Source organism: Streptomyces sp. NPDC111628, assembly GCF_055635195.1.
Map to the genome: position 1 here is coordinate 955,977 of NZ_JBVKBZ010000001.1, position 24,658 is coordinate 980,634.

19 protein-coding genes are annotated in these 24,658 nt (G+C 71.0%); 7 read left to right on the forward strand and 12 right to left on the reverse strand.

Annotation, left to right across the window (positions count from 1 at the left end; translation table 11 throughout):
- The first annotated feature begins 1,064 nt into the window (after positions 1-1,064).
- The 3 genes from ACZ7MF_RS04785 to ACZ7MF_RS04795 all read left to right on the forward strand — a co-directional run bounded on the left by ACZ7MF_RS04785 (position 1,065) and on the right by ACZ7MF_RS04795 (position 5,120).
- Positions 1,065-2,390 carry a PhoH family protein gene (locus ACZ7MF_RS04785; protein ID WP_471474516.1) on the forward strand — a complete coding sequence of 442 codons (1,326 nt, stop codon included), beginning with the start codon at positions 1,065-1,067 and terminating at the stop codon, positions 2,388-2,390.
- Positions 2,391-2,818: 428 nt separating this feature from the next.
- Positions 2,819-3,517 (forward strand): aggregation-promoting factor C-terminal-like domain-containing protein, encoded by a 699-nt coding sequence (locus tag ACZ7MF_RS04790; RefSeq protein ID WP_471474518.1) that lies wholly within the window; start codon positions 2,819-2,821, stop codon positions 3,515-3,517.
- Positions 3,518-3,680: 163 nt separating this feature from the next.
- Positions 3,681-5,120: an AI-2E family transporter gene (locus ACZ7MF_RS04795; RefSeq protein ID WP_471474519.1), complete on the forward strand. Its 1,440-nt coding sequence runs from the start codon at positions 3,681-3,683 to the stop codon at positions 5,118-5,120.
- A gap of 85 nt (positions 5,121-5,205) precedes the next feature.
- Here the strand turns inward: ACZ7MF_RS04795 and ACZ7MF_RS04800 are convergent, their stop codons facing one another.
- Both ACZ7MF_RS04800 and ACZ7MF_RS04805 read right to left on the reverse strand, forming a co-directional pair.
- On the reverse strand, positions 5,206-5,742 hold the full coding sequence (locus ACZ7MF_RS04800) for an alkyl hydroperoxide reductase (RefSeq protein WP_115743982.1): 537 nt from the start codon (positions 5,740-5,742) through the stop codon (positions 5,206-5,208).
- 6 nt (positions 5,743-5,748) lie between these two features.
- Positions 5,749-6,303 carry a peroxiredoxin gene (locus ACZ7MF_RS04805; RefSeq protein ID WP_007444367.1) on the reverse strand — a complete coding sequence of 185 codons (555 nt, stop codon included), beginning with the start codon at positions 6,301-6,303 and terminating at the stop codon, positions 5,749-5,751.
- A 137-nt stretch (positions 6,304-6,440) separates the two neighbouring features.
- On the opposite strand from ACZ7MF_RS04805, the gene ACZ7MF_RS04810 reads away from it, so the two are divergent.
- Positions 6,441-7,379 carry a LysR substrate-binding domain-containing protein gene (locus tag ACZ7MF_RS04810; protein ID WP_471474521.1) on the forward strand — a complete coding sequence of 313 codons (939 nt, stop codon included), beginning with the start codon at positions 6,441-6,443 and terminating at the stop codon, positions 7,377-7,379.
- Between the two features lie 56 nt (positions 7,380-7,435).
- Here the strand turns inward: ACZ7MF_RS04810 and ACZ7MF_RS04815 are convergent, their stop codons facing one another.
- The 5 genes from ACZ7MF_RS04815 to ACZ7MF_RS04835 all read right to left on the reverse strand — a co-directional run bounded on the left by ACZ7MF_RS04815 (position 7,436) and on the right by ACZ7MF_RS04835 (position 12,348).
- Positions 7,436-9,778 carry an ABC transporter permease gene (locus tag ACZ7MF_RS04815; protein ID WP_471474522.1) on the reverse strand — a complete coding sequence of 781 codons (2,343 nt, stop codon included), beginning with the start codon at positions 9,776-9,778 and terminating at the stop codon, positions 7,436-7,438.
- Positions 9,775-10,464: an ABC transporter ATP-binding protein gene (locus tag ACZ7MF_RS04820; RefSeq protein WP_007444369.1), complete on the reverse strand. Its 690-nt coding sequence runs from the start codon at positions 10,462-10,464 to the stop codon at positions 9,775-9,777. Before ACZ7MF_RS04820 ends, ACZ7MF_RS04815 begins: the two co-directional genes overlap by 4 nt.
- On the reverse strand, positions 10,461-10,985 hold the full coding sequence (locus ACZ7MF_RS04825; protein WP_373902669.1) for a PadR family transcriptional regulator: 525 nt from the start codon (positions 10,983-10,985) through the stop codon (positions 10,461-10,463). Before ACZ7MF_RS04825 ends, ACZ7MF_RS04820 begins: the two co-directional genes overlap by 4 nt.
- A 149-nt stretch (positions 10,986-11,134) precedes the next feature.
- Positions 11,135-11,413: a type II toxin-antitoxin system antitoxin gene (locus ACZ7MF_RS04830; protein WP_356856348.1), complete on the reverse strand. Its 279-nt coding sequence runs from the start codon at positions 11,411-11,413 to the stop codon at positions 11,135-11,137.
- Positions 11,410-12,348 carry an SPFH domain-containing protein gene (locus ACZ7MF_RS04835; RefSeq protein WP_356856350.1) on the reverse strand — a complete coding sequence of 313 codons (939 nt, stop codon included), beginning with the start codon at positions 12,346-12,348 and terminating at the stop codon, positions 11,410-11,412. The genes ACZ7MF_RS04830 and ACZ7MF_RS04835 overlap by 4 nt, the downstream gene beginning before the upstream one ends.
- A gap of 248 nt (positions 12,349-12,596) precedes the next feature.
- Here ACZ7MF_RS04835 and ACZ7MF_RS04840 point away from each other — a divergent pair, with 248 nt between their 5' ends.
- Positions 12,597-14,933 carry a transglycosylase domain-containing protein gene (locus ACZ7MF_RS04840; protein ID WP_471474524.1) on the forward strand — a complete coding sequence of 779 codons (2,337 nt, stop codon included), beginning with the start codon at positions 12,597-12,599 and terminating at the stop codon, positions 14,931-14,933.
- Between the two features lie 107 nt (positions 14,934-15,040).
- Here ACZ7MF_RS04840 and ACZ7MF_RS04845 read toward each other — a convergent pair whose 3' ends face one another.
- The 5 genes from ACZ7MF_RS04845 to ACZ7MF_RS04865 form a co-directional block, all read right to left on the reverse strand.
- A complete protein-coding gene (locus tag ACZ7MF_RS04845; protein ID WP_471474525.1) occupies positions 15,041-17,197 on the reverse strand; it encodes a SpoIIE family protein phosphatase in 2,157 nt (718 codons plus the stop codon).
- 282 nt (positions 17,198-17,479) lie between these two features.
- The gene (fomD, locus tag ACZ7MF_RS04850; RefSeq protein WP_471474527.1) at positions 17,480-18,190 is read right to left on the reverse strand and encodes a cytidylyl-2-hydroxypropylphosphonate hydrolase; all 711 of its coding nucleotides are present in this window, start codon (positions 18,188-18,190) and stop codon (positions 17,480-17,482) included.
- An 88-nt stretch (positions 18,191-18,278) separates the two neighbouring features.
- The gene (locus ACZ7MF_RS04855) at positions 18,279-19,664 is read right to left on the reverse strand and encodes a class II fumarate hydratase (protein ID WP_471474528.1); all 1,386 of its coding nucleotides are present in this window, start codon (positions 19,662-19,664) and stop codon (positions 18,279-18,281) included.
- A gap of 91 nt (positions 19,665-19,755) precedes the next feature.
- A complete protein-coding gene (locus ACZ7MF_RS04860) occupies positions 19,756-21,210 on the reverse strand; it encodes a M28 family peptidase (protein ID WP_471474529.1) in 1,455 nt (484 codons plus the stop codon).
- 250 nt (positions 21,211-21,460) lie between these two features.
- The gene (locus ACZ7MF_RS04865; protein WP_471474531.1) at positions 21,461-23,128 is read right to left on the reverse strand and encodes a fumarate hydratase; all 1,668 of its coding nucleotides are present in this window, start codon (positions 23,126-23,128) and stop codon (positions 21,461-21,463) included.
- Between the two features lie 200 nt (positions 23,129-23,328).
- Between ACZ7MF_RS04865 and ACZ7MF_RS04870 the strand changes: the two genes are divergently transcribed.
- The gene (locus ACZ7MF_RS04870; RefSeq protein ID WP_471474532.1) at positions 23,329-24,009 is read left to right on the forward strand and encodes a DUF1707 SHOCT-like domain-containing protein; all 681 of its coding nucleotides are present in this window, start codon (positions 23,329-23,331) and stop codon (positions 24,007-24,009) included.
- Between the two features lie 105 nt (positions 24,010-24,114).
- The gene (locus ACZ7MF_RS04875; protein ID WP_003973931.1) at positions 24,115-24,492 is read left to right on the forward strand and encodes a WhiB family transcriptional regulator; all 378 of its coding nucleotides are present in this window, start codon (positions 24,115-24,117) and stop codon (positions 24,490-24,492) included.
- Positions 24,493-24,658: the final 166 nt, after the last annotated feature.

Below are 24,658 nucleotides of genomic sequence, written 5' to 3' on the forward strand. Positions count from 1 at the left end.
GTCCTCGTGCCGCCCTGGCCTCCCGCGGCCTCCCGCGGTCGCCCTCGGTCGTCCTCGGTGGTCCGAGGACGGATCTTCCGGGCCAAAGGGGCACACCTTCGCAAATATCCGCGTGCGCGGAGGCAGGGCGCGCAATCACCCTTCGATCCTCACAGGGTTTCCACATCGTTATTCATCGATGTCGTCTTCGAGTCGAAAACGACCCGCCTCGTCGCGTAAGTTCGGAGCCAGGTAATTCGCGTGAGCAAAGCTGCGCGCGTGGCACCGCGCAGTGGAGGGGGCTGCGCGGTGCCGGATCAACCGCCGGACCGGTCGCCGGACAGGTCTCCGGGCCGACCGTCCGACCGGTCCAGGTCAAGCCGGCCGCGCCGGTCGCGTCACCCGGTCGGGGGGAAGCGGACGTCCGCGCCATCGCAGCGGTCGTCGCCCCGCCGCGCCACGCCAGTCTCACGCGCATCACCGCCCGCCCGGAGGTACGCGGTGATTTGGCCACCGTTCAGGCCGGAATAAGGGCTTCCGTGGCCATCCGGGCGTCGCCGGGCAACTCCGGAGAGTAGTTGTGGCACGCCGATGCACGCAGCATCACTTACGAAGGGTTATGGTGGAAACCCCCCCTCGGGCCGGTCCGTATCCCCCCCCCACGGACCGGCCCGTTTTTTCTGCCCGTCCGGGCGGCGCCTGCGAGCGGTACGCCCGTAACGAGGAGTTCACCGGTGCGCCGTCCTGTGTCGTGGCATGGCGGCGCTTGTTCGAGGGCATAAGCCAAGCAGGTCGACGCCCGAACCACGGGTGTCGGATCTCAGCGGACGGCACGGAGCCGTCCGCCCGGGAGGCCCTTTGCACCAGCCCCACCGTGCGGTCACGGCACGGAAGACGCGGCGGCGGACCGGTCCCCGGTCCGCGCCAGTGCAGGGCGGCCCCAGGGACCTGCCTGACGACGACCGTCCGGCAGCCCAGCGACTGGTCGGCTCGTTCCCGCCCTCCCGGCGCGGTTCGTTCCCGCCCTCCCGGCCCTGCGTCCACTCCGTCGCTCCCCGACCTCTTCCGAGGGGGTACGTCCTTCCGTGGTGACCAGCACAAAGCGCCACAAGCCAGATAGGCGCACCTACGTTCTCGACACCAGCGTCCTGCTGGCCGACCCGAACGCCCTGAACCGCTTCGACGAGCACGAGGTCGTGCTCCCCATCGTCGTGGTGACGGAGTTGGAGGCCAAACGGCACCATCCCGAACTCGGCTACTTCGCCCGGCAGGCCCTGCGCCTGCTCGACGAGTTCCGGGTGCGGCACGGTCGCCTCGACGCCCCCATCCCGATCGGGGACCTCGGCGGCACCGTCCGCGTCGAGCTCAACCACTCGGACCCCAGCGTGTTGCCCACCGGCTACCGCCTGGGAGACAACGACTCCCGCATCCTCGCGGTCGCCCGCAACCTCCAGGCGGAGGGATTCGACGTCACCGTCGTCTCGAAGGACCTCCCGCTCAGGATCAAGGCGTCCTCCGTCGGACTCCTGGCCGAGGAGTACCGCGCCGAGCTGGCCATCACGGACGCCTCCGGCTGGACCGGAATGTCCGAACTCACCCTGCCGGGCGAGCAGGTGGACGTGCTCTTCGAGGAGGGCCGGGTCTACGTCCCCGAGGCGGCCGACCTGCCCGTGCACACCGGTCTGACCATCCAGTCGGAGCGCGGCAAGGCCCTCGGCCGGGTCACGCCCGACGGCAGCGTCCGGCTGGTGCGCGGCGACCGGGAGGCGTTCGGCATCAAGGGGCGCAGCGCCGAGCAGCGGATCGCGCTCGACCTGCTCCTCGATCCGGACGTCGGCATCGTGTCGATGGGCGGCCGGGCCGGTACCGGCAAGTCGGCGCTCGCCCTGTGCGCGGGCCTCGAAGCGGTCCTGGAGCGCCGGCAGCACCAGAAGGTGATGGTCTTCCGTCCGCTGTACGCGGTGGGCGGGCAGGAGCTCGGCTATCTGCCCGGCTCCGAGGCCGAGAAGATGAGCCCCTGGGCGCAGGCGGTCTTCGACACGCTGTCGGCCGTCACCAGCCGCGAGGTCATCGAGGAGGTGACCGCGCGCGGGATGCTGGAGGTGCTGCCGCTCACCCACATCCGGGGGCGCTCGCTGCACGACGCGTTCGTGATCGTGGACGAGGCGCAGTCGCTGGAGCGGAACGTCCTGCTGACCGTGCTGTCCCGGATCGGGGCCAACTCACGGGTCGTACTCACCCATGACGTGGCACAACGGGACAATCTGCGGGTGGGCCGATACGACGGAGTCGTCGCCGTCATCGAGAAACTGAAGGGGCATCCACTCTTCGCGCACGTCACCCTGACGCGCTCCGAGAGGTCCCAGATCGCGGCACTTGTCACCGAAATGCTGGAGGACGGTCACATCTGACCCGTCCGAGAACTCCGACCCGACTCGGGCCGGTTACCCGTCAGTTCGGCGCCGTCCGGAAAGGCCCAGAGCCTAGCCGGGCGGCGCCTCGGCGTGTGCGGATTTCCGTGAATCCCCTGGGCCAAACGAGATGTGAGCTTTCACACGCAACACAGAATTGCCTCACCCCGCCGGGTTACGGCAGAGTCTCACTCCTGTCAGGCCCCGCATACGACACAGCTGTACCCCCAGCGGTACGGCGCCCCAGAAGCACCAGATCCAACTCCATAGCAGAGTCGTATGCCGCCCGAGCACCACGCGGCGCTCCCGCCGAGGGAGTTGTCCACCGGGCCCGTGCCTCCCGTGACCCGTAGTTGGGGAGGCCAGCGCCAGGGGCACGATTGCGTCCGCGAGGGTCACCGAAGCGGGCGATGCTGGAAGGAAACCGTGTGAGCCGGATCTCGGTCCGGGGATTCGCAGTGGCCTCGGCCACGGCGGTCACCGCCGTCGGAAGCGTCGTCGGAGTTGCCTCGGGCAGCGTCGCGCAGAACAACGACGACGCGGAGGCGACGGCAGCAGGCACGACCCTGCTTGCCGACATCCCCATGGGTGAGCAGGCGCAGGTGCAGACCGCGTCCCTGACGCAGCAGGCCGACGTGCAGGCCATCGCCGCGGACGCGAGCGCCAAGAAGGGCGCCGAGGAGGCGGCCCGCAAGGCAGCCGCCGAAACCGCCGTGGCCAAGCAGGAGAAGGCCAAGAAGGCGGCCGCGGAGGCCAAGGAGCGCGAGGCGGAGAAGGAAGCGGCCAGCCGCGACGCGCAGCGCGAGTCCACCAGCTTCGCCGTCCAGAGTTCCTACAGCACCGGCCAGATCCAGGCGATGGCGCGCCAGATGGTGCCCAGCGGCCAGTTCCAGTGCTTCAGCAACATCGTGAACCACGAGTCCAGCTGGAACTACCAGGCCGTCAACGCCTCCTCCGGCGCCTACGGCCTCTTCCAGGCCCTCCCGGCGGGCAAGTACGCCTCCGCGGGCGCCGACTGGCGGACCAACCCGGCCACCCAGATCAAGTGGGGCCTCAGCTACATGGACAACCGCTACGGCAGCCCGTGCGACGCCTGGGCCTTCTGGCAGGCCAACCACTGGTACTGAGCCCGCAGTCCGAGCGCCTTCCCCGGCGCCGCGGTCCACGCTCAACCTCGCGCAGCCCCTCACCGTCTTATGGTGAGGGGCTTTCGCGCTCCCGCCATGTACGGTCGGACCGGAACGACTCCAGGGGGGAGTGGTGGGGAAGGACGGGGGAAGAGGACGGATCATGTCACGAGTGCCAGGGTGGCTCGGCCGGCTCGGCGCCGGACTGACGCGGGCGAGCGAGCGGTTGGAGCAGCGCCGCGAGGAAGCGGGGCGGGACGACACCGACGACGGACCCGGGCCGGCCTCCGACCACGCGCGGCGCCCCCTGCACGACACGGCTGACGACTCGGCTGACGACACGGCGCAGGACGCGGCCGGGGACTCCGCCGGCGAACACCCCGCCGCCCACCGCCCGGTCGCGCTCGCCCACCGCCCCGATCCGGCTCAGGCCGTGCCCTGGGGAGTACGGGTGGCCGCGGAGGCGGGGTGGCGGCTGCTGGTGCTCGCGGGCACCGTGTGGGTGCTGATGCGGGTCATCAGCGCCGTACAGCTGGTGGTGCTGGCGTTCGTGGCCGCGCTGCTGATCACCGCGCTGCTCCAGCCGGCCGTGGCCTGGCTGCGCCGGCACGGGGTGCCGCGGGGGCCGGCCACCGCCCTGACCGCGATCCTCGGGTTCGTGGTGATGGGACTGATCGGCTGGTTCGTCACCTGGCAGGTCATGGAGAACATCGACAACCTCTCCGACCAGGTCCAGGACGGCATCGACGAGCTGCGCAACTGGCTGCTGAACAGCCCGTTCCACGTCACCGACAAGCAGATCAACGAGATCGCGAAGAACCTGCGCGACGCGGTGGGCGCCAACACCGACCAGATCACGTCGGCCGGACTCGAAGGCGTCACCGTCGTCGTCGAGGCGCTCACCGGCATCCTGCTGGCCGCCTTCTCGACGCTGTTCCTGCTCTACGACGGCAAGCGCATCTGGCAGTGGTCGCTGAAGCTGGTGCCCGCCGCAGCCCGGCCGGGCGTGGCCGGGGCCGGACCGCGTGCCTGGCGGACGCTGACCGCCTACGTGCGCGGCACGGTGATAGTCGCGCTGATCGACGCCATCTTCATCGGCCTCGGCATCTACTTCCTGGACGTGCCGATGGCCGTCCCGCTGGCCGTGTTCATCTTCCTGTTCGCCTTCATCCCGCTGGTCGGCGCGGTGGTGTCGGGTGCGCTCGCGGTCGTGGTGGCGCTGGTGACGCAGGGCGTGTTCGCGGCGGTCATGACGCTCGTCGTGGTGCTGGCGGTGCAGCAGATCGAGGGGCACATCCTGCAGCCGTTCATCCTCGGACGCGCGGTGCGGGTCCATCCGCTCGCGGTGGTGCTCTCGGTGGCCGCCGGCGGCATGGTGGCCGGCATCGGCGGCGCCGTGGTCGCCGTGCCGCTGGTGGCGGTGACCAACACCGTCGTGGGCTACCTGCGGGCGTACTCCCGCGAGGCCGCCCTGCGGCAGACGCCGAGACCGCACGGAGCCACCTCGACCGACGCCGCCCCGGCCGTCGACCGGGTCCCGGGGCCGCCGAAGACCCCGGGACCCCCGGCGGACGGTCCGCCGTCGGACACGTCCCCGGCGTAGCGGCGCGCCGCCGCCCGGGCACCGGCACGCGAACGGGCCCCGCCCACCTCTCGGTGAGCGGGGCCCGTGCCGTGCGTGCCGAGAGCTACTCGGCGGCGAGGACCGCCTCGGCGTCCAGTGTGACGCCGACGGCCTCGACCACGGCGGCGATCTTGAACGCCTCCTGGATCGTCTCGCGGTCCACCCCGGCCTTGCGGAGCACCTGCTCGTGCGAGTCCAGGCACATGCCGCAGCCGTTGATGGCGGACACCGCGAAGGACCACAGCTCGAAGTCGACCTTGTCGACGCCCGGGTTGCCGATGACGTTCATCCGCAGACCGGCGCGCAGCGTGCCGTACTCGTGGTCCGACAGCAGGTGCCGGGTGCGGTAGAAGACGTTGTTCATCGCCATCACGGCGGCGGCCGACTTGGCGGCCGTGTACGCCTCGGGCGTGAGGTTGGCCTTCGCCTCCGGCTCCAGCTCGCGCAGCACGATCGGGGAGCGCGAGGCGATGGCGGTCGCCAGCACGGTGCCCCACAGCTGCTGCGCCGGGAGGCCGGAGTTGCCGATGACCGAACCCAGGTTGAGCTTCAGGTCCTTGGCGTAGTCCGGGACGGCGGACTTCAGGGAGTCGAGGGACATGTCAGATCACTCTCCCGAGAGCAGCGCGACCGGGTCCAGGGTCTCGTCGCCCTTGCTCCAGTTGCACGGGCAGAGCTCGTCGGTCTGCAGGGCGTCGAGGACCCGCAGGACCTCCTTGGGGTTACGGCCCACGGAGCCGGCGGTGACCATGGTGAACTGGATCTCGTTGTTCTGGTCCACGATGAAGACCGCGCGCTGCGCGAAGCCGTCCTCGCCCTCGATGCCGAGGTCACGCATGAGCTCGTGCTTCGAGTCGGCCAGCATCGGGAAGGGCAGGTCGGTCAGGTCCGGGTGGTCCTTGCGCCAGGCGTGGTGCACGAACTCGGAGTCGCCGGAGAAGCCGAGGACCTGGGCGTCACGGTCGGCGAACTCGTCGTTCAGCTTGCCGAAGGCGGCGATCTCGGTCGGGCACACGAAGGTGAAGTCCTTGGGCCAGGCGAAGACGACCTTCCACTGACCCTCGTAGGTCTTGTGGTTGATCTGCTGGAACTCCTTGCCCTTCTCCAGCGAGACACAGGCGGTCAGGTCGAACTCGGGGAACTTGTCACCGACAGTGAGCACGTGCTCTCCAAAAGCGCAGCGAAGAAACACCCATTTTGCGAGTGTTTCCCATGGGTTGGACGTTAGTGATGTTGGCACAGGGTGCATTGATTAGTGAAATAGCTACACTCGGTCGAGTTGATCGGAGGTAGCTATTAGTGTCCAGTAAGAAGAGACAGCCCAGCCTCGCTCAGCTGCGGGCTTTCGACGCGGTCGCCGAGCACCTGCATTTCCGCGACGCCGCCGCCGCGATCGGTATGAGCCAGCCGGCACTCTCGGGCGCCGTTTCCGCCCTGGAGGAGGCACTGGGTGTCACCCTTTTGGAGCGTACGACGCGCAAGGTGCTGCTCTCCCCGGCCGGCGAACGGCTCGCGGTGCGGACCAAGGCGGTACTGGCGGAGGTCGGCGCGCTCATCGAGGAGGCGGAAGCGGTACGGGCGCCCTTCACCGGCGCGCTGCGGCTCGGCGTCATCCCCACCGTCGCGCCGTACCTGCTGCCCACGGTGCTGCGGCTGGTGCACGACCGCTACCCCGACCTCGACCTCCAGGTCCACGAGGAGCAGACCGCCAGCCTCCTGGACGGGCTCACCACCGGCCGCCTCGACCTGCTTCTGCTCGCGGTCCCCCTCGGCGTCCCCGGCGTCACCGAACTCCCGCTCTTCGACGAGGACTTCGTCCTGGTCACCCCGCTCGACCACCGGCTCGGCGGCCGGGAGGGCCTCGAACGCTCGGTGCTGCGCGAGCTGAAGCTGCTGCTGCTCGACGAGGGGCACTGCCTGCGCGACCAGGCGCTCGACATCTGCCGGGAGGCGGGCCGCGCGGGTGTCCCGGCGACGACCACGGCCGCCGGACTGTCCACGCTGGTGCAGCTGGTGGCGGGCGGCCTCGGGGTGACGCTGCTGCCGCGCACCGCGCTCCGCGTGGAGACCTCCCGCTCCAGCCAGCTCCTCACCGCCTCCTTCACCGACCCGGCCCCCACCCGCCGCGTCGCCCTCGCCATGCGCACGGGCGCGGCCCGCTCGGCGGAGTACGAGGAGCTGGCGGCGGCCCTGCGGGAGGCAATGGCGGACCTGCCGGTGCGGACGGTGCACGACTGAGCGACCGCCCGGCGGGGCGGTCGCTCAGTGACCCGGTCGGTCTCGCGCCGGTCGAGCTACTCCGTGCGCAGCCCCTCCGGCCGCATCAGCCGCCACAGCGGCGGCAGGCTGCACAGCGTCACCACCAGGACGACCGCGGCGCCGATGCCGGTCATGGACAGGACGCCGATCCAGTCGACGCCGACCGGGGTGTTCGTCATCTTCAGCAGCACCGTGCCCAGGGTCAGGCCCACCACCGAGGCGAGCAGCAGGCCGAGCACGATGGGAATCGCCGTCTGCCAGAGCACCGAGAGGCTGAGCGTGCGGCGCCGGGTGCCGAAGGCGACCAGGGCCGACAGCAGCTTCTTGCGCTCGCGCAACTGCTCCAGCTGCGAGACCAGCAGACTGGCGCCGATCAGCGCCAGCACACACGCCGCCCCCACGAACAGGCCGGTGCGGATGGCGTCGAACCGGTCGGTCCGCTCGGTCGCCGCCCAGGTCACGGCGTCCGCCAGCGGGTCGACGGCCGCCGTGGTGTTCCGTACCAGGTCGTGCACGTCCGGCACCGACTCGTCCAGCTGGAGATAGGCGTGCCCGTCCAGCGCCGGCGCGAACGCGTCCGGCATCGCCTTCGGAGTGATCAGGAAGCCGCCCCGGTCGGTCCCGGCCAGCAGACCGGTACGCGGCTTCGCGGTCTTGACGCCCTCCGGCACCGTCCAGGGAACCTCGTGACTCCTGGGGCCGCCCTCGTAGGACGGGTCCACGTAGAGCTTGTGACCCGGCGCGGCCAGCTTCGACACGTCCTCCTCGGCGTCCCACTCGGCGCCGTGGACGGCGAACACGTCCCCGTCGGCGCACGAGGGCAGGCCGGCGATCTCCCGCAGCGAGGCGCAGTCGCCCACGGTCAGCGTCGTGCCGTGGTCCGGGTCCTGGGGGCGGTCGCCCAGCCAGCCCTCGGAGAAGCCGAAGACCGCCTGCACGCCCTTCGTGTCGCGGAACTCCTCGGCCGCCCGGTCCATGGCGACCCCGCTCGGGAGGATCGCCTCCATCTGCGCCCGCGACACGTCCTGTCCGGTGGACTTGGTGTAGTCGTCGTCCACGCCGGCGAACAGCATCTGGAGGGCGATCGCCCCGGCGACGGCCACCGCGATGCCGTTGACCATCCGGGCCGCCGTACCGCTGCTCAGCTGCAGCCTGCGCACGGCCAGCTGCCAGGCGACGCCGCCGGAGCCGAGCCGGGCGACGACACTCTCCACGACCCACGGCAGGAGCGCGGTCACGCCGACCAGGAGCAGGACGACACCGCCGGTCACCAGGTACTGGTTGAAGTCGCCGTTCTCCCGGCCGTTGCCGATCATCGGATAGAGCATCGCCAGTCCGGCCAGCGGCAGTATCAGCCGCCACCACAGCCGGCGCCGGGCCGGCCGGCCCGCGCGCACCACGCCGAGCGGTTCGATGACCACCCCGCGCAGCGCGAACAGCGTCACCAGTACCGCCGCCGCCGGCACCGCCACCGCCACCAGCAGGGCCAGCAGTGGCGAGGGGTTGAGATAGCTGGGGAACACGCTGATGTCGAACACCTCGGCGCTGCCGGCCAGTTGCCGTCCGACCATGAAGAACCCGGCGCCGAAGACCAGCCCGAGGAACGCGCCGGCCATGGCCTCACCGGCGGCGATGCGCCGGGTCATACGGCTGTCGGAGCCCACCAGACGCAGCGCCGCGAGCCGCCGGTCCCGCCGCTCGCCGCCGAACCGCACGGCGGCGGCGATGAACACCGCGACCGGCATCAGCAGCACCACGAAGACGACGAGGATCAGCAGGATCAGCACCGGGTCGGACTGCTCCTCCCCCGGGTCCGGGTCTCCGAACCGGTCGATACGCTCGACCCGGCCCGCGGTGATGTGTTCCGCGAGGCCCTCCGCGCCCCGGTAGTAGGCGAGTTCGGCCGAGCCGATCAGCCCCTCCTCGGCGATCGTGCCGACCACCCGGTCCGGCAGCCGCTCGCGCAGCAGCGCGCCGGAGTCCGAGTTCAGCAGCTCCTTCAACGCGGGGGAGACCACCATCTCGCCCTCCGCCGGGAACTTCTCCACCCCCGGCGGCAGCGGAGCCCGCGGCCCCTCGGGCTCCAGGGCCCGGCCCCGGACGTTCTTGTCGCGGAAGTCCTCGTCGACGTCGGCGATCACGAGGGTGTCGTTCGCCTTCGGCATCGAGTCGATGGCGAAGGTGATGTCGGAGCGCGCCGCCTCCCGGTCGTGCCGGACGGTGAGCGCGTTCGGCAGGGCCGTCGTCAGCAGCAGCAGCGCCACGCCGAGCCCGACGCCGACGGCCGTCAGCACGGCCCGGGTCCAGCCCTCGCGGCCGCCGGTGAAGGCGAAGCGGACGCCCAGCATCAGGTCCGCGGCCCACTGGCGCACGTTCATACGACCCGCTCCATGTCCCGGGACTTGCCGTCGCGTACGACGATCTCGCGGTCGGAGTAGGCGGCCACCCGCGCCTCGTGCGTGACCAGCACGACCGCGGCGTTGGTGGAGCGGGCGGCGTCCGTGAGGAGTTCCATCACGCGCTCGCCGTTGAGGGAGTCCAGCGCGCCGGTCGGCTCGTCCGCGAAGAGCACCCGCGGGTTGGTGACCAGCGAGCGCGCCACCGCGACCCGCTGCCCCTGGCCGCCCGATACCTCGCCGGGCCGCTTCTTCCTGAGGTCGTCGACCTCCAGCCGCTCCATCCAGCTCAGCGCGGCCCGCTCGGCCTCCTTGCGCGAGGTGCCGTTCAGCCGCAGCGGAAGGGCGACGTTCTCGACACAGGTCAGCTCCGGCACCAGCTGACCGAACTGGAACACGAAGCCGAAGTCCGAGCGGCGCAGCGCACTGCGCTGGGCGTCGGACATCGCCGACAGCTCCCGCCCGTTGTACGTGATCGTCCCCGAGTCGGGCGGCACGATGCCGGCGAGGCAGTGCAGCAGCGTCGACTTGCCGGACCCGGAGGGGCCCATGACGGCGACGACCTCGCCGGGGTGGATGGAGAACTCGGCGCCGTCGAGGGCGAGGGTGGGGCCGTAGGCCTTGCGGAGCTGGTCCGCGGAGAGCAGGGAACCTGCGGGGGGAGTCATCGGGCTACCGCCTCACGGAGCTTGTCGAGGCGCGCGGCGGTCAGTTCCAGCCAGCGCAGGTCGGCCTCGAGGTGGAAGAGGGCGTGGTCGCAGATCAGCTGGTCCGCGAGATCGCCCTTGCGCTTGCGGTCGGTGAGGATGCGCATGCTGCGCAGGTGTTCCGAACGCTGGGTGTCGAGGATGTCGGCGGCGTCCCGGTGGGTGAGCAGCGCGAGGACGACCTTGGTGTAGAGCGTCGACTGGAGGTACGGCTCGGGCTTCTCCGGCGTGGCGAGCCACCGCTGTACGTCGGTGATCCCCTCGTCGGTGATCGCGTACCGCTTGCGCTCGGGACCGCCGCCCGCCTCGATGCCGTCGACCACGACGAGGCCGTTCTTCAGCAGGCGGGACATCGTCGAGTAGACCTGGCCGTAGTGCAGCGGCCGGTCGTGACCGAACTTCTCGTCGAAGGCGCGCTTGAGGTCGTAACCGTGGCGCGGCCCGGACTCCAGGAGCCCCAGGAGGGTGTGACCGATGGACATGCGGAGCACTCTACACACGGTGTATACGCACCATGTATACGCACGGTGCAGAGATCGTGGCGGCGGGTACGGGACGGCCGTGGGAGCGCAGGTCGGAGCCGATTGTCACGGTTCCGCCACAGCGGAGGGCCCGCCTCCGTCCCGGACGGTCAGGACGGTGGCGCGGCCCCCGGGCGGCCGCCCCCGGGCGGACGGCCCCGGCGTGGCAGCGGCCCGGTGTCGCCGGGCAGCCGGCCGGCCTCGGCCAGTGCCCTGCGGAGCAGGAACTCGATCTGGGCGTTGGCCGAGCGCAGTTCGTCGCCCGCCCAGCGGGCCAGCGCCTCGTACACCTGCGGGTCGAGCCGCAGCAGCACCTGCTTGCGCTGCTGCGGCCGGCGCCGCGGAGCCGGGCCCTCGGGAGCCCCGGAATCCTCGGGCGGGTTCGTCACTGGTAGAGCGTCCCCGTGTTCAGGACCGGCTGGGCGGCGCGGTCCCCGCAGAGCACGACCATCAGGTTGGACACCATCGCCGCCTTGCGCTCGTCGTCCAGTTCCACGATGTCCTGCTCGCTGATCCGGGCGAGCGCGGCCTCGACCATGCCGACCGCGCCGTCCACGATCTGCCGCCGCGCGGCGACCACCGCACCGGCCTGCTGCCGCTGGAGCATCGCCGAGGCGATCTCCGGCGCGTACGCGAGGTGTGTGAAGCGAGACTCGATGATCTGCACGCCGGCCGCCTCCACGCGCGCGTGCAGCTCGACGGCGAGCTTCTCGGTGATCTCCTCGGCGTTGCCGCGCAGTGAGAGGCCGTCCTCGTCGTGGGCGTCGTAGGGGTACTCGATGGCGATGTGCCGCACGGCCGCCTCGGTCTGGGTGGAGACGAACTCGATGTAGTCGTCCACCTCGAAGGTGGCCTGCGCGGTGTCCTCCACCCGCCACACCACGACCGCCGCCAGCTCGATCGGGTTGCCGTAGGCGTCGTTGACCTTCAGGACGGCCGTCTCGTGGTTGCGCACCCGCGTCGAGATCTTGGTGCGGGAGGTGAAGGGGTTGACCCAGCGCAGGCCGTCCTGGCGGATGGTGCCCCGGTACCGCCCGAAGAGCTGCACCACGCGGGCCTCGCCCGGCGCCACCATGTTCAGGCCGCACATCGCGAGGAAGGCGGCCAGGGCGATCAGGATGCCGCCGATGATCAGTACGGCCTTGCCCCCGGTCGAGTCGACCGCCGTGGCGCCGGCGATCAGACCGGCGCCGACGAGCAGCCCGACCAGTCCGAGCAGCAGTGCGAAACCGCCGCCGATGCTGTGTGCCTGGTTCTCGCGCACCCGCGGCGCCGGCATCTCGGGCACATCGGCGGTGACCTGTGGGGCATCGTGCGTGGACATGGGTGGTCCCCCGTTCTCTCTTTGCTTGCTAAGTGATATCACTTTACCCGCAAATGACAACCCTGCACCCCTCTCGTACGTCGGTTCCTGTGGAACGGGTGCTGATTCTCACGTCCGTACAAGGCTGGATCGGTTGCCGTTTGTCACATCTCCCGGTGTTAGCTTTCTGAGCTGACCTGAGCGACGAACCTGTGTGACGCGTGAGCGAGACGTGACCACAGATGACCGAAGCGGAGCGGATCGGACCCATGGGACGAGCGGAAGAGAGAAAAGCGCGACAGCGCGGTGGACGCCGCGCGGCGCCGAAACGCCGCCGTTCGTCGGGCGCGGGCGCGGCCTCGGGCGGCGCCGCGGGCGGGAAGAGCCGGATACGCCGGCTGTTCACCTGGAAGAAGATCCTCGGCACGTTCTTCGGCCTCTGCCTGCTCGGCATGGGCGCCTTCATCGTGCTGTACATGATGATCGACATCCCCGAGGGCAACCCCGAGGCCGAACTGCAGAGCAACGTCTACAAGTACAGCGACGGCAGCGTCATGGCCCGCACCGGGGACCGCAACCGCGAGATCGTCGACCTCGCCAAGATCCCCAAGGACGTCCAGCGCACCTTCGTCGCCGCCGAGAACAAGACCTTCTACAACGACGCCGGCGTCGACCTCAAGGGCACCGCGCGCGGCGTGCTCAACACCCTCTCCGGCAAGGGCGCGCAGGGCGGTTCGACGATCACCCAGCAGTACGTCAAGAACTACTACCTGACCCAGGAACAGACGGTCTCGCGCAAGCTGAAGGAACTGGTCATCTCCCTCAAGCTGGACCGGGAGAAGTCCAAGGACTACATCCTCGCCGGCTACATCAACACCAGCTACTACGGCCGGGGCGCCTACGGCATCCAGGCCGCCGCACAGGCCTACTACCGCGTCGACGCCGAGGACCTGACGGTCGAACAGGGCGCGTACCTCTCCGCGTTGCTCCAGGCGCCGAACCAGTACGACTGGGCGATCGCCAGCGAGACCGGCAAGAAGCTCGTCCAGCAGCGCTGGAACTACGTCCTGGACAACATGGTCGAGCAGAAGTGGCTGAGCGCGGGCGACCGCCAGGGCATGAAGTTCCCGGAGCCCAAGGAGCCCAAGGCCGCCGCCGGCAAGGAGGGCCAGGTCGGCTACCTGGTGGACGCGGCCGACTTCGCGCTCAAGAAGCAACTCGTCGCCCAGGGGGCCGCCGAGGACATGGAGCAGGCCAAGGCCCTGGTGGACCTCGGCGGCTACACCGTCACCCTCAACATCGACAAGAAGAAGCAGGCCGCGCTGGAGGAGGCGGTCAAGAAGCAGCTCACCAGCAAGCTGGACCCCGACGAGCGCAAGGTCGACGCCGACGTCCAGGCCGGAGCCGTCTCCGTCGACCCGAAGACGGGCTCCGTCGTGGCGATGTACGGCGGCGTGAACTACCTGAAGCACTTCACCAACAACGCCACCCGCGACGACTACCAGCCCGCCTCCACCTTCAAGCCGGTGATCCTCGCCGCCGCCGTGGACCACGACGCCGAGACCCAGGACGGCGTGCCGATCACGGCCAACACCCTCTACGACGGCGACAGCGAGCGCCCCGTGATGGACGGCGACAAGGAGGTCGGCTTCGCACCGCCCAACGAGGACGACCACGACTACGGCGAGATCGACGTCCAGGAGGCGATGAACAAGTCCGTCAACTCCGTCTTCGCGCAGATGGGCATCGACGTCGGCATGCCCGAGGTCATGAAGGTCGCCGCCGACCTCGGGATGGACACCGAGGGCGAGCAGGCCGTGCCCGCGCAGACCCTGGGCAGTATGGGCGCCAGCCCGCTGGAGATGGCCGGCGTCTACGCCACCTTCGACAACCACGGCAAGAAGGTCACCCCGGCGATCGTGAAGTCGGTCGAGCACAAGGACCGCACGATCGAGATGCCCGACCCCATCGGCGACGAGATCATCAGCCGGGAGGCCGCCGACACGGTGACCTCGGTGCTCACCGGCGTGGTCAACGACGGTACGGCCAAGACCTCCGTGCGGGAGAACCCGCTGCGCGACGGCCAGAAGGTGGCCGGCAAGACCGGTACGTCCGACAACAACAAGTCCGCCTGGTTCACCGGCTTCACCCCCGGCCTCGTCACCTCCGTCGGCCTGTTCGGCGAGGACGACAAGCCGCCGCACGCGCAGGTCCCGATGTACAAGGCGGCCGGCGTCGACTACCGCGTCAACGGTGGTGGCCCGCCGGCGGAGATCTGGGCCGCGTACACCTTCGGCGTCATGGACGAGGTCACCGAGTTCGACCTGGAGACCAAGCAGGGCGCCGCGGTGCAGCCGAGCAAGTCGCCGACGGCCCCCGAGTCGCCGACCCGGTCGCCGACCCATGAGGAGACGTCCGAGGCACCGCCGCCGTCCAACGACCCGACGACCGAGGCGCCGCCGTCCAACGACCCGACGACCGAGGAACCGCCGGAGTCGCCGACGAACTCGCCGTCGAACAGCCCGTCGACCGAACCGCCGCCGGACGGCGGCGGGTCCACCGAGTCGGGGGACCCGGAGTTCCCCGGCGTGGACTGGGGGCAGTAGACCGTCCGCGGTCGCGGACACGCGCGAAGGGGCGCCCGGTGCTCACCGGGCGCCCCTTCGCGTGACACCGCTTCCCAGCCGCGGGCCGGCCGCGGTACAGCCGCGGTTCAGCCGCGGTTCAGCTCGAACCACACCACCTTGCCGGTGCTCAGCCGCGTCGCGCCCCAGCGCCGGGCCAGCCGGTTCACCAGGTACAGCCCGCGACCGCCCTCGTCGGTCGCCCGCGCCTGCCGCAGCCGGGGCAGCTGCGGCACGTCGTCGCCGACCTCGCAGCGCAGCACGTCCGTGCGCAGCAGCCGCAGGGTGACCGGCTTGGAGGCGTACCGCACCGCGTTGGTCACGACCTCGCTGACGAGCAGCTCCACGGCGTCCGTGAGGTCCTCCATGCCCCAGCGGGCGAGCGCCCGCCGGGCCAGGCGCCGGGCACGGCCGGGGGCGGCGTCCTCGGGCTCCAGGAACCAGTACGCCACGTCGCTGGGCGCGATGCCGTCGAAGCGGGCGGCGAGCAGCGCGATGTCGTCGTCCCGGTCGCCCGGGCCGAGCATGTCGAGCACCTCGTCGCACAGGGCTTCCAGGGGCGGCGGATGGTCGGGCCCGGTCAGCTGCGCGGTCGCCGCCAGGCGCTCCCGCAGCTGCTCTATGCCGGTCCAGACGTCCCGCAGCCGGGACTCGACCAGCCCGTCGGTGTAGAGGAGCAGGGTCGCACCGGCCGGGGCGTCCAGCTCCACGGCCTCGAAGTCCACGCCGCCCACACCGATCGGGGCACCGGCCGGCACCCGCAGCACCTCGGCGTGGCCGCCCAGGTGCAGCAGCACGGGCGGCGGATGGCCGGCGTTGGCGACGGTGATGCGGTGCGAGACCGGGTCGTACACCGCGTACAGGCAGGTCGCCATCCGGTCGCTGCCGAGCCGCTGGGCCTGCTCGTCCAGGTGGTGGAGCACCTCCTGCGGCGGCAGGTCGAGCCCGGCCAGGGTCTGCGCCGTGGTCCGCAGCTGGCCCATGATGGCCGCCGACGTCATGGAGTGGCCCATCACGTCCCCGACGACCAGCGCGACCCGGCTGCCCGGCAGCGGGATGGCGTCGTACCAGTCGCCGCCCACCCGCGCGGTCTCGGCGGCCGGGAGGTAGCGGGAGGCCAGCCGTACGCCGGTGCAGCGCGGCAGGTTCTCCGGGAGCATCGTGCGCTGGAGCTCGTCGGCGATGTACGCCTCCCGCCCGTACAGCACCGCCTTGTCGATGCCCAGCGCGCTGTGCGTGGCGAGCTGCGCGGCCACCAGCAGGTCGTCGGCCTCGAAGGCGACGCGCTCCGGGCCGCGCAGGAACAGCGCGGCGCCGATCACCCGGCGGCGGCCGCGCAGCGGCGCGAGGATCGCCCTGCGGCCGTCCGGCAGGGCGAAGTCGCGTTCGTCGCCGAGCAGTTCGGGCAGCGCGGCGCGGGCGGCCGGGGTGTCCGTGAAGACCGGGCGCACCCCGCGCAGCACCTCGGCCAGCGCGCTGCCCGGCCGCACCTCGCACAGCTCGGCGCCCACCGTCTCCAGCTCGGAGGGCTCCGGCTGGGCCGCGGGTGCGAAGCCGCCCTCGGTGTCCCGCTCGGCCGGTATGCGGTCGGTGCGCCGCAGCCGCAGGACCAGGGGGCCGGTGGGCCGCTCGTCGCCGACCGGCAGCGGCTCGCGCAGATAGACGAGGATGGCGTCCGCGAACGTGGGCACGGTGGCCCGGCACAGCCCCATCACGATCTCGTCCAGGTCCATGCCCCGGGCGATCCGCCGGGTCGCGGCGCCGACGAAGCGCAGCCGGTCCCCGTCCCGCCGCATCGGCGTCGGCTGTCCGGGCGCGGTGAGCTGCCCGGTACGCCGGTCCGGCTCCGCCGGGGCGCCGCGACGGTCCGTGGCGCCGCCCTGTCCCCCGGAACCCGGCCGCACCAGAGCGGCCTGCCCGCCGCCGGACACGCCGTCCGAGGGCGCGCCGTCCGGCTGCCCGCCGTCCGGCTGTACGGGGACGCTCTCGGACCCGGGCCGGGAACGGTGCGTGTCGGGCTCCGCCGCCTGCTCGGCGCCCGGCTGGGAGTGCTCGAAGGCCCCCGGGGAGTCCGCGCCCGCGGTGGGCGGCGTCTCCCCGGTGCGCCCCTGGGCCGGTAACGCGGACCCGGAGGCGCGCGGCGGCACGGGGCCAGGCAGGAGCGCCCCGCGGGGATCCGTGGGGTCGGCGCCCGTCGAGGGGCGGTCGAAGGAGGTCGGGTGCTCCGTCACGCGTGTCGAATCCATCCGTCCGGGACTGCGCGCGGCGCGTGCAGTTCGTCCCGCAGAAATCCCGATACCCGCAATCCGTGCCCAAGGAACGGGGTTCCCGCGTGGTCAGAGGCTGTTCCTGTGTCACCGGCGGGCCGTCTGCGGCCCGCCCGCGTGTTGCCCTCGTACCCCTCGCTCACGTCCTGCCGCCCCTCGGTGACGATCGGTCAAGCACAGCGCACGCTCCGCCGGTTGCCGCTGCCGCGCTCATTGCGGAGGACGATCCTACGTTTCTTGCCGGGGGGCACATCAAGGGTCTCATGAGGAGACGTGCGCGGGCGTGCGATCCCAGTCCCCCGGCAGCGACGGTACCGGCCAGGCCGGATCGGGCCGCCAGTGCTCCCAGCCGTCGGCGAACGGGGACCCCCAGGCGCGGATCTCCGCCACCGCGGACCGCCCCGCCCTGCGCACCCGCTCGGCCGACGCGGGGTCCATCAGGCCGTCCCGCAGGGCCTGCGCGAACTCGTCCTCGTCCCGCCAGTGCCAGGTGCGGTCCGGGTGGACGGAGATGTCCAGGAAATGGTCCTCGGAGTCGACCCCGCCCTCCCAACGGGTCAGCGGCCGCTCCAGGTTCACGTACCAGTTCTTGAACCGCCAGCCCGGATCCCAGAACAGCCACACCGACCAGGCCTCGCCGGGCCGCGCCAGCTTCAGCACGCCCGTGCCGAACCACCGGTCGCGCTGCACGGTGCGCGGCTTGGTGTAGCGCGTGGCCAGCGGTTCCAGGTGCACGGGGGTGCCGTCGGCCAGGACCGGCTTCACGCACTCGGTGCCGGGCGCCAGCCACACGGCGAGCAGGTCGGCGTCGTCCCGTACGACGGTGACGGGGCGTGCGATGTGGACGTGCGGGCCGCCGTTCTCCCGGTACCGCCACAGGATGCGGCTGCCGGGCGCCCAGTGTTCCACCGGGCCCGGCGGGCCCTCCGCTCCCGGCCCCGCCGCCGCGCTCACCGCTTCTCCGTCTGTCATGGAGAGATATTAGGTGCCATGGCCAATCGACGCGCCGAAGATCGCGAGAGCGTGCGCCGGCGTACGCCCCCGTGATCGCCCGCACCCCTCACGGGCGGGTCATCCGCAGCACGTCCAGGGCCTCGTCCAGCTGCTCCTTCGTGAGGTCACCGCGCTCGACGTACCCGCCCTCCAGCACGACCTGACGGATCGTCTTCCGCTCGGCCAGCGCCTTCTTGGCGACCTTGGCGGCCTCCTCGTACCCGATGTACTTGTTGAGCGGCGTGACCACGGAGGGCGAGGACTCGGCGTACTCGCGGGCCCGCTCGGGGTGCGCCACGATCCCGTCCACGGTGCGGTCGGCGAGCAGCCGGGAGACGTTGGCGAGCAGCCGCACCGACTCCAGCACGTTCTTGGCGATGACCGGCAGCATCACGTTCAGCTCGAAGTTGCCGGCCGCGCCCGCCGCGGCGACCGTCGCGTCGTTGCCCGTGACCTGGGCGGCGACCATGAGGACCGCCTCGGGGATCACCGGGTTGACCTTGCCGGGCATGATGGACGACCCGGGCTGGAGGTCGGGCAGCGAGATCTCCGCGAGCCCGGTGCGCGGTCCGGACGCCATCCAGCGCAGGTCGTTGGCGATCTTCGTCAGTCCGACGCCGATGGTCCGCAGCTGCCCGCTGGTCTCGACGATGCCGTCCCGGGCGCCCTGCGCCTCGAAGTGGTCGCGCGCCTCGGTCAGCGGCAGCCCCGTCGCGCGGGCCACCTCCTCGATGACGGCGGCGGAGAAGCCGGGCGGGGTGTTGATGCCGGTGCCGACCGCGGTGCCGCCCAGCGGCAGCTCGGCGAGCCGGGGGAGCGACGCCTCCAGCCGCTCGATGCCGTACCGCACCTGGGCCGCGTACCCGCCGAACTCCTGCCCCAGGGTGACGGGCGTGGCGTCCATGAGGTGCGTACGCCCGGACTTCACCACGTCGGCGAACTCCTCCGCCTTGCGCTCCAGGGCGCCGGCGAGGTGGTCGAGGGCGGGGACCAGGTCGCGGGTGACGGCGGCGGTGGCGGCGATGTGGATCGAGGACGGGAAGACGTCGTTGGACGACTGGGAGGCGTTGACGTGGTCGTTGGGATGCACGTCCCGGCCGAGCCGCTCGGTGGCCAGGGTCGCGAGGACCTCGTTGGTGTTCATGTTGGACGAGGTCCCGGACCCGGTCTGGAACACGTCGACGGGGAAGTGCTCGTCCCACTTCCCCTCGGCCACCTCACCGGCCGCCTCCTGGATCGCGCCGGCGAGGTCCTCGTCGAGCACCCCCAGCTCGGCGTTGACCTTCGCCGCCGCGCCCTTGATCCGCGCGAGCGCCTCGATGTGCGCGCGCTCGATGCGCTGCCCGGAGACGGGGAAGTTCTCGACGGCGCGCTGCGTCTGGGCGCGCCACTTGGCGTCGGCGGGGACGCGGACCTCGCCCATGGAGTCGTGCTCGATGCGGTATTCGCTCATACCGGGTACAGCGTGCCGGGCGACGCGGATGTTCCGGGGCCGGGCCGAACGGGTGCCGGGTCACGCCGTGGCCCGGCACCCGCCCGACGGGTCAGCCTTCCCGCAGGCTCACGTCGTCCAGGACGAAGCCGGTCTGCAGGCTGCCGTCCTCGCTGCCGGTGAAGCTCAGGGCCACCTGGCGGCCGGCGTGGGCGCCGAGATCGACGGTGCGCTCCACATAGCCGCTCTGTGCGTCCACGTTGGACAGGGTGGCGAGCGTGGTGCCGTCGGCCTTCACCGTGAAGGTGTCGTACGCCGTCGTCCCCGACTCGTCGGTGTCGATGTGCAGCCAGTACGTCAGCCGGGTGCATCCGGCCGGCACGGTCACCGTCTGGCCGACCGACTCGGTGTGCGTGGAGCCGTAACCGGCGAGCCACGCGAAGCGGGTCCCGGTGTGCGCGGACTGGCCCGAGTGGGCGCCGATGGTGCCGGTGTCCCCGGTCCACGGCGAGCTGCCGCTCTCGAAGCCGCCGTTGGCGACGGGGTCGGTCTCGCAGCCGCCGCCGTCGCCGCCGGTGTCCACGGCGCGCTGCCAGATGGTGTAGGCGATGCCGTCCGACGCACGGTTCAGGCCGGTGGTGTTGATGTTGTCGAGGTCGTCGCACGACCGGTGGTAGCACGGGTCGTAGGAGGACCCGGCGGTGCCGCCCCACTTGGCGGCCTGCGCGGAGGTCTTGCGGGCACCGGCGCCCATCGCGTAGCCGGAGGTCGGGATGCCGTACTGCTCGAAGGAGTAGTCGTCGCTGCGCCCGGCGCCCTCGGTGTTCTCCTCGGGCGCCAGGCCCAGCGAGTCCCAGTACGCCTTCATCGGCGCGGCGGCGGCCGAGGTGACGTGGTTGACGAAGTAGCCGCCGTTGGTGGAGGCGACCATGTCGAAGTTGTAGTACGCCGTGATCGCGGACCGCTGCGCCGAGGAGAGCGAACGGACGTAGAAGTCGGAGCCGTTGAGGCCCTGTTCCTCGTCGGTCCACCAGGCGAAGCGGACCCGGCTCCTCATCGTCGGGTTCTGCTGCGCCAGGGTCAGGGCGTTCTCCAGGAGGGCCGCCGAGCCGGAGCCGTTGTCGTTCATTCCGGGGCCCGCCGAGACGCTGTCGAGGTGGGCGCCGAACATGTACACATTGCCCGCGTCGCCGTGCGGCCACTCGGCGATCAGGTTGGGTCCGGCGCCGCTGCTGCAACCGGAGGTGCACGGCTGCTCGGTGACGGTGTAACCGGCCGCCTGCAGCTTGCCCTTCACGTAGGCGACGGAGTCGCGGTATCCCTGGCCGGTCGAGCGGCGGGTGCCGCCGTTGCGTCCGGCTATGGAGTGCAGTTCGGTCAGGTGCGCCTTCACCTTCGTCACGTCGACGTCGGGCGACTGGGCGGTGGGCGCGGTGTCCGCGGCGACGGCGGGGAGTGTGCCGAGGCCGAGCACGACGGCGAGGGACAGGCTCGCCAGGGCGAATCTTCGTTTCACCTTGGTCCTCCAGAAGTGGCTGAGGGGTGGCCACGCAGGGCATGCACGCATCGCATGGCGTGTACATGTCGGAGCGGCGAAAGACTCACAGTGGGAGCGGGGGCAGTCAATGGAACGGACGCCCGGGACGGCAGGTTGTCCGAAAGAAGAACCGTGTGTTCGTTATTCGGACAGTGAGGAAGAGGCAGAGGCGAAGAGGCAGAGGCGAAGAGGCAGAGGGGAAAAGGCAGAGAGGAAGAGACGAAAGGCCGGCCCGGGCGGAGCCGGACCGGCCTGCTGCTGAGCGGAGGAGCGCGGCGGGTTACGCCAGCCCCGGCCCCCGCACCGGAATCGTCGTGAACGTCGGCGCGGGCGCCGGGTCCTGGAAGAAGTCGTTGCCCTTGTCGTCCACCACGATGAACGCCGGGAAGTCCTCGACCTCGATCTTCCAGACCGCCTCCATGCCGAGCTCCTCGTACTCGACGACCTCGACCTTCTTGATGCAGTCCTGCGCGAGCCGCGCCGCGGGACCGCCGATCGAGCCCAGGTAGAAGCCGCCGTGCGCGTCGCACGCGTCGGTGACCTGCTTGCTCCGGTTGCCCTTGGCCAGCATCACCCTGGAGCCGCCCGCCGCCTGGAACTGCTCGACGTAGGAGTCCATGCGCCCGGCGGTGGTCGGACCGAAGGACCCGGACGCGTACCCCTCCGGCGTCTTCGCGGGGCCCGCGTAGTACACCGGGTGGTCCTTCAGGTACTGCGGCATCTCCTCGCCCGCGTCCAGCCGTTCCTTGATCTTGGCGTGCGCGATGTCGCGGGCCACGACCAGCGGACCGGTCAGCGACAGCCGGGTCTTGACCGGGTGCTTGGTCAGCTCGGCCAGGATGTCGTCCATGGGCTGGTTGAGGTCGACCTTGACGACGTCTGAGGCCTCGTCCAGGTGCTCGTCCGTGGTCTCCGGCAGGAACCGCGCCGGGTCGGTCTCCAGCTGCTCCAGGAAGACGCCCTCGGCGGTGATCTTCGCGACCGCCTGCCGGTCGGCCGAGCAGGACACGGCGATGGCGACCGGGCAGGACGCCCCGTGCCGGGGCAGCCGCACCACGCGCACGTCGTGGCAGAAGTACTTGCCGCCGAACTGCGCGCCGATGCCGATCTTCTGGGTCAGCTCGAAGACCTTCTCCTCCAGCTCCTTGTCCCGGAAGCCGTGCCCGAGCGCCGAGCCCTCGGCCGGGATCTCGTCCAGGTAGTGCGCGGAGGCGTACTTCGCGGTCTTCAGCGCGTACTCGGCCGACGTGCCGCCGACCACGATCGCCAGGTGGTACGGCGGACAGGCGGCCGTGCCCAGCGAGCGGATCTTCTCCTCCAGGAACTTCATCATGGAGGACTCGTTCAGGACGGCCTTCGTCTCCTGATAGAGGAAGGACTTGTTGGCCGAACCGCCGCCCTTCGCCATGAACAGGAACTTGTAGGCGCCGCCGTCGGTCGCGTACAGCTCGATCTGGGCCGGGAGGTTGGAGCCGGTGTTCTTCTCCTCCCACATGGTGAGCGGAGCCATCTGCGAGTAACGCAGGTTCAGGTTCTTGTACGCGTCGTAGATGCCCCGGCTCAGGGCCTCCTCGTCGCCGCCCGCGGTGAGCACGTTCTGGCCGCGCTTGCCCATGACGATCGCCGTGCCGGTGTCCTGGCACATGGGCAGCACGCCGGCCGCCGCGATGTTCGCGTTCTTCAGCAGGTCCAGGGCGACGAACTTGTCGTTGCCGGACGCCTCCGGGTCGTCGATGATGCGGCGCAGCTGCGCCAGGTGCGCCGGGCGCAGGTAGTGCTGGATGTCGTGGATGGCCTCCTCGGCCAGCTTGCGCAGGGCCTCCGGCTCCACCTTGAGGAACGTCCGCCCGTCGGCCTCGAAGGTGGCGACACCCTCGGCGGTCACCAGCCGGTACGGAGTGGTGTCCTCGCCCTGGGGGAGCAGATCGGTGTACGCGAACTCAGGCATCTCGCCCATTCCTCACTCGACATCACGCGCGGCTGGATTCCTCAGCAACGACGGCTGGCCTCCATTGGCAGCGCCAACCAGCGTAAAACCTGCCCGTGACGCCGAGCGGGTGAGGTAAGACTCAGTTGGCCGCTCCGGGTTCGCGACGAGGTTGTCCACAGGGGTAGTCGCGATCTATCGCGTTTCGGTACGCTACTGCCGTGGACCTTCAGAAGCACGCCCCAGCCGCCCCGCGCACCTCCGAGCTGCGCGCCTCGGACGCCGACCGCGACCGCGTCGCCGACATGCTGCGCGAGGCCCTGGCCGAGGGGCGGCTCACCGCCGACGAGCACGCCGAGCGCGTCGAGGGCGTGCTCGCCGCCAAGACCGTGGGCGAGCTGGACGTCTTCGTGCGGGACCTGCCCGCCGCCCACCGCGCCCGGGAGGCCGCCGCCCCGGCTCCCCACCACCCCACCGCCGGCGCCATCCCGGCGGAACCCGACGAGAACGTGGTGGCGGTCTTCAGCAGCGCCGTCCGCAAGGGCCGCTGGCGGGCGAACCGCCGCATCCACGCCTACGCGGTTTTCGGCAGCGTCGAGATCGACCTCAGCGAGGCGGTCTTCGAGTACCAGCAGGTCGTCATCAAGGCGTTCTCGGTCTTCGGCAGCGTCGATGTGCGCGTCCCGGAGAACGTGTCGGTGCGTGGCGCGGGCGGCAGCGTGCTCGGCAGCTTCGAGGTCCACACCCTCGACTCCAGCGAGGCCGAGGCCCCCGTCATCTACATAGACGGCTGGGCCGTGCTGGGCAGCGTGGAGGCCCGACCCAAGCGCGGCAAGGTCGTCGCCGACATCCTCGACCGGGTGCACCGGCGGGTCGAGAAGGGTTTGCGCAAGCACCTGTAGCGCGGCACCGGCAGCGGTTGCGAACCCAGTGCATAGGCGCGCGTACAACGGGTAAGCCTTGACGCATCGTCTCTCGCTAGCGAAGCCGTCGTCAGGAGTAGACCCGTGCTGCAACCGCCGCATTCGTCCCTGCAGGTAGCTGCCGTTCCGGCCCAGCGGGTGCCCGTGCGGGACAGGGACCAAGACGCTCCCTGGCACACCGAGGCGGTGTGCCGGCGCGACGAGGCCGGACTGTTCTTCGCCCCCTCCAAGGAACCGACCGCCGCCCGGCTCTCCCGCGAAGAGGCCGCCAAGCGCGTCTGCGCGCGCTGTCCGGTCATGGTCGAGTGCCGCGAGCACGCCCTCCTCCAGCCCGAGCCCTACGGCGTCTGGGGCGGCCTCACCGCCGCCGAACGCCGGGTGGTCCTCGCCCGACGCCGCCGCCGCGACGTGGAACTCAAGAACGCCGCCCGCACAACGGGCCGCATAGCGGCGGCCGGCTAGAACCCAGACACACGAAAGGGCACCCTCTCCGCACAGAGGGTGCCCGATCTACGGCTCCGCCGCGGGGGCGCGACCGACGGCGCCTGCCGATGCCGGGAGCCGCAGCCAACCCAGGGGCGCGGGGAACTGCGCGACCAGCCACGACGGCGCCGCAGCCGCCACACAA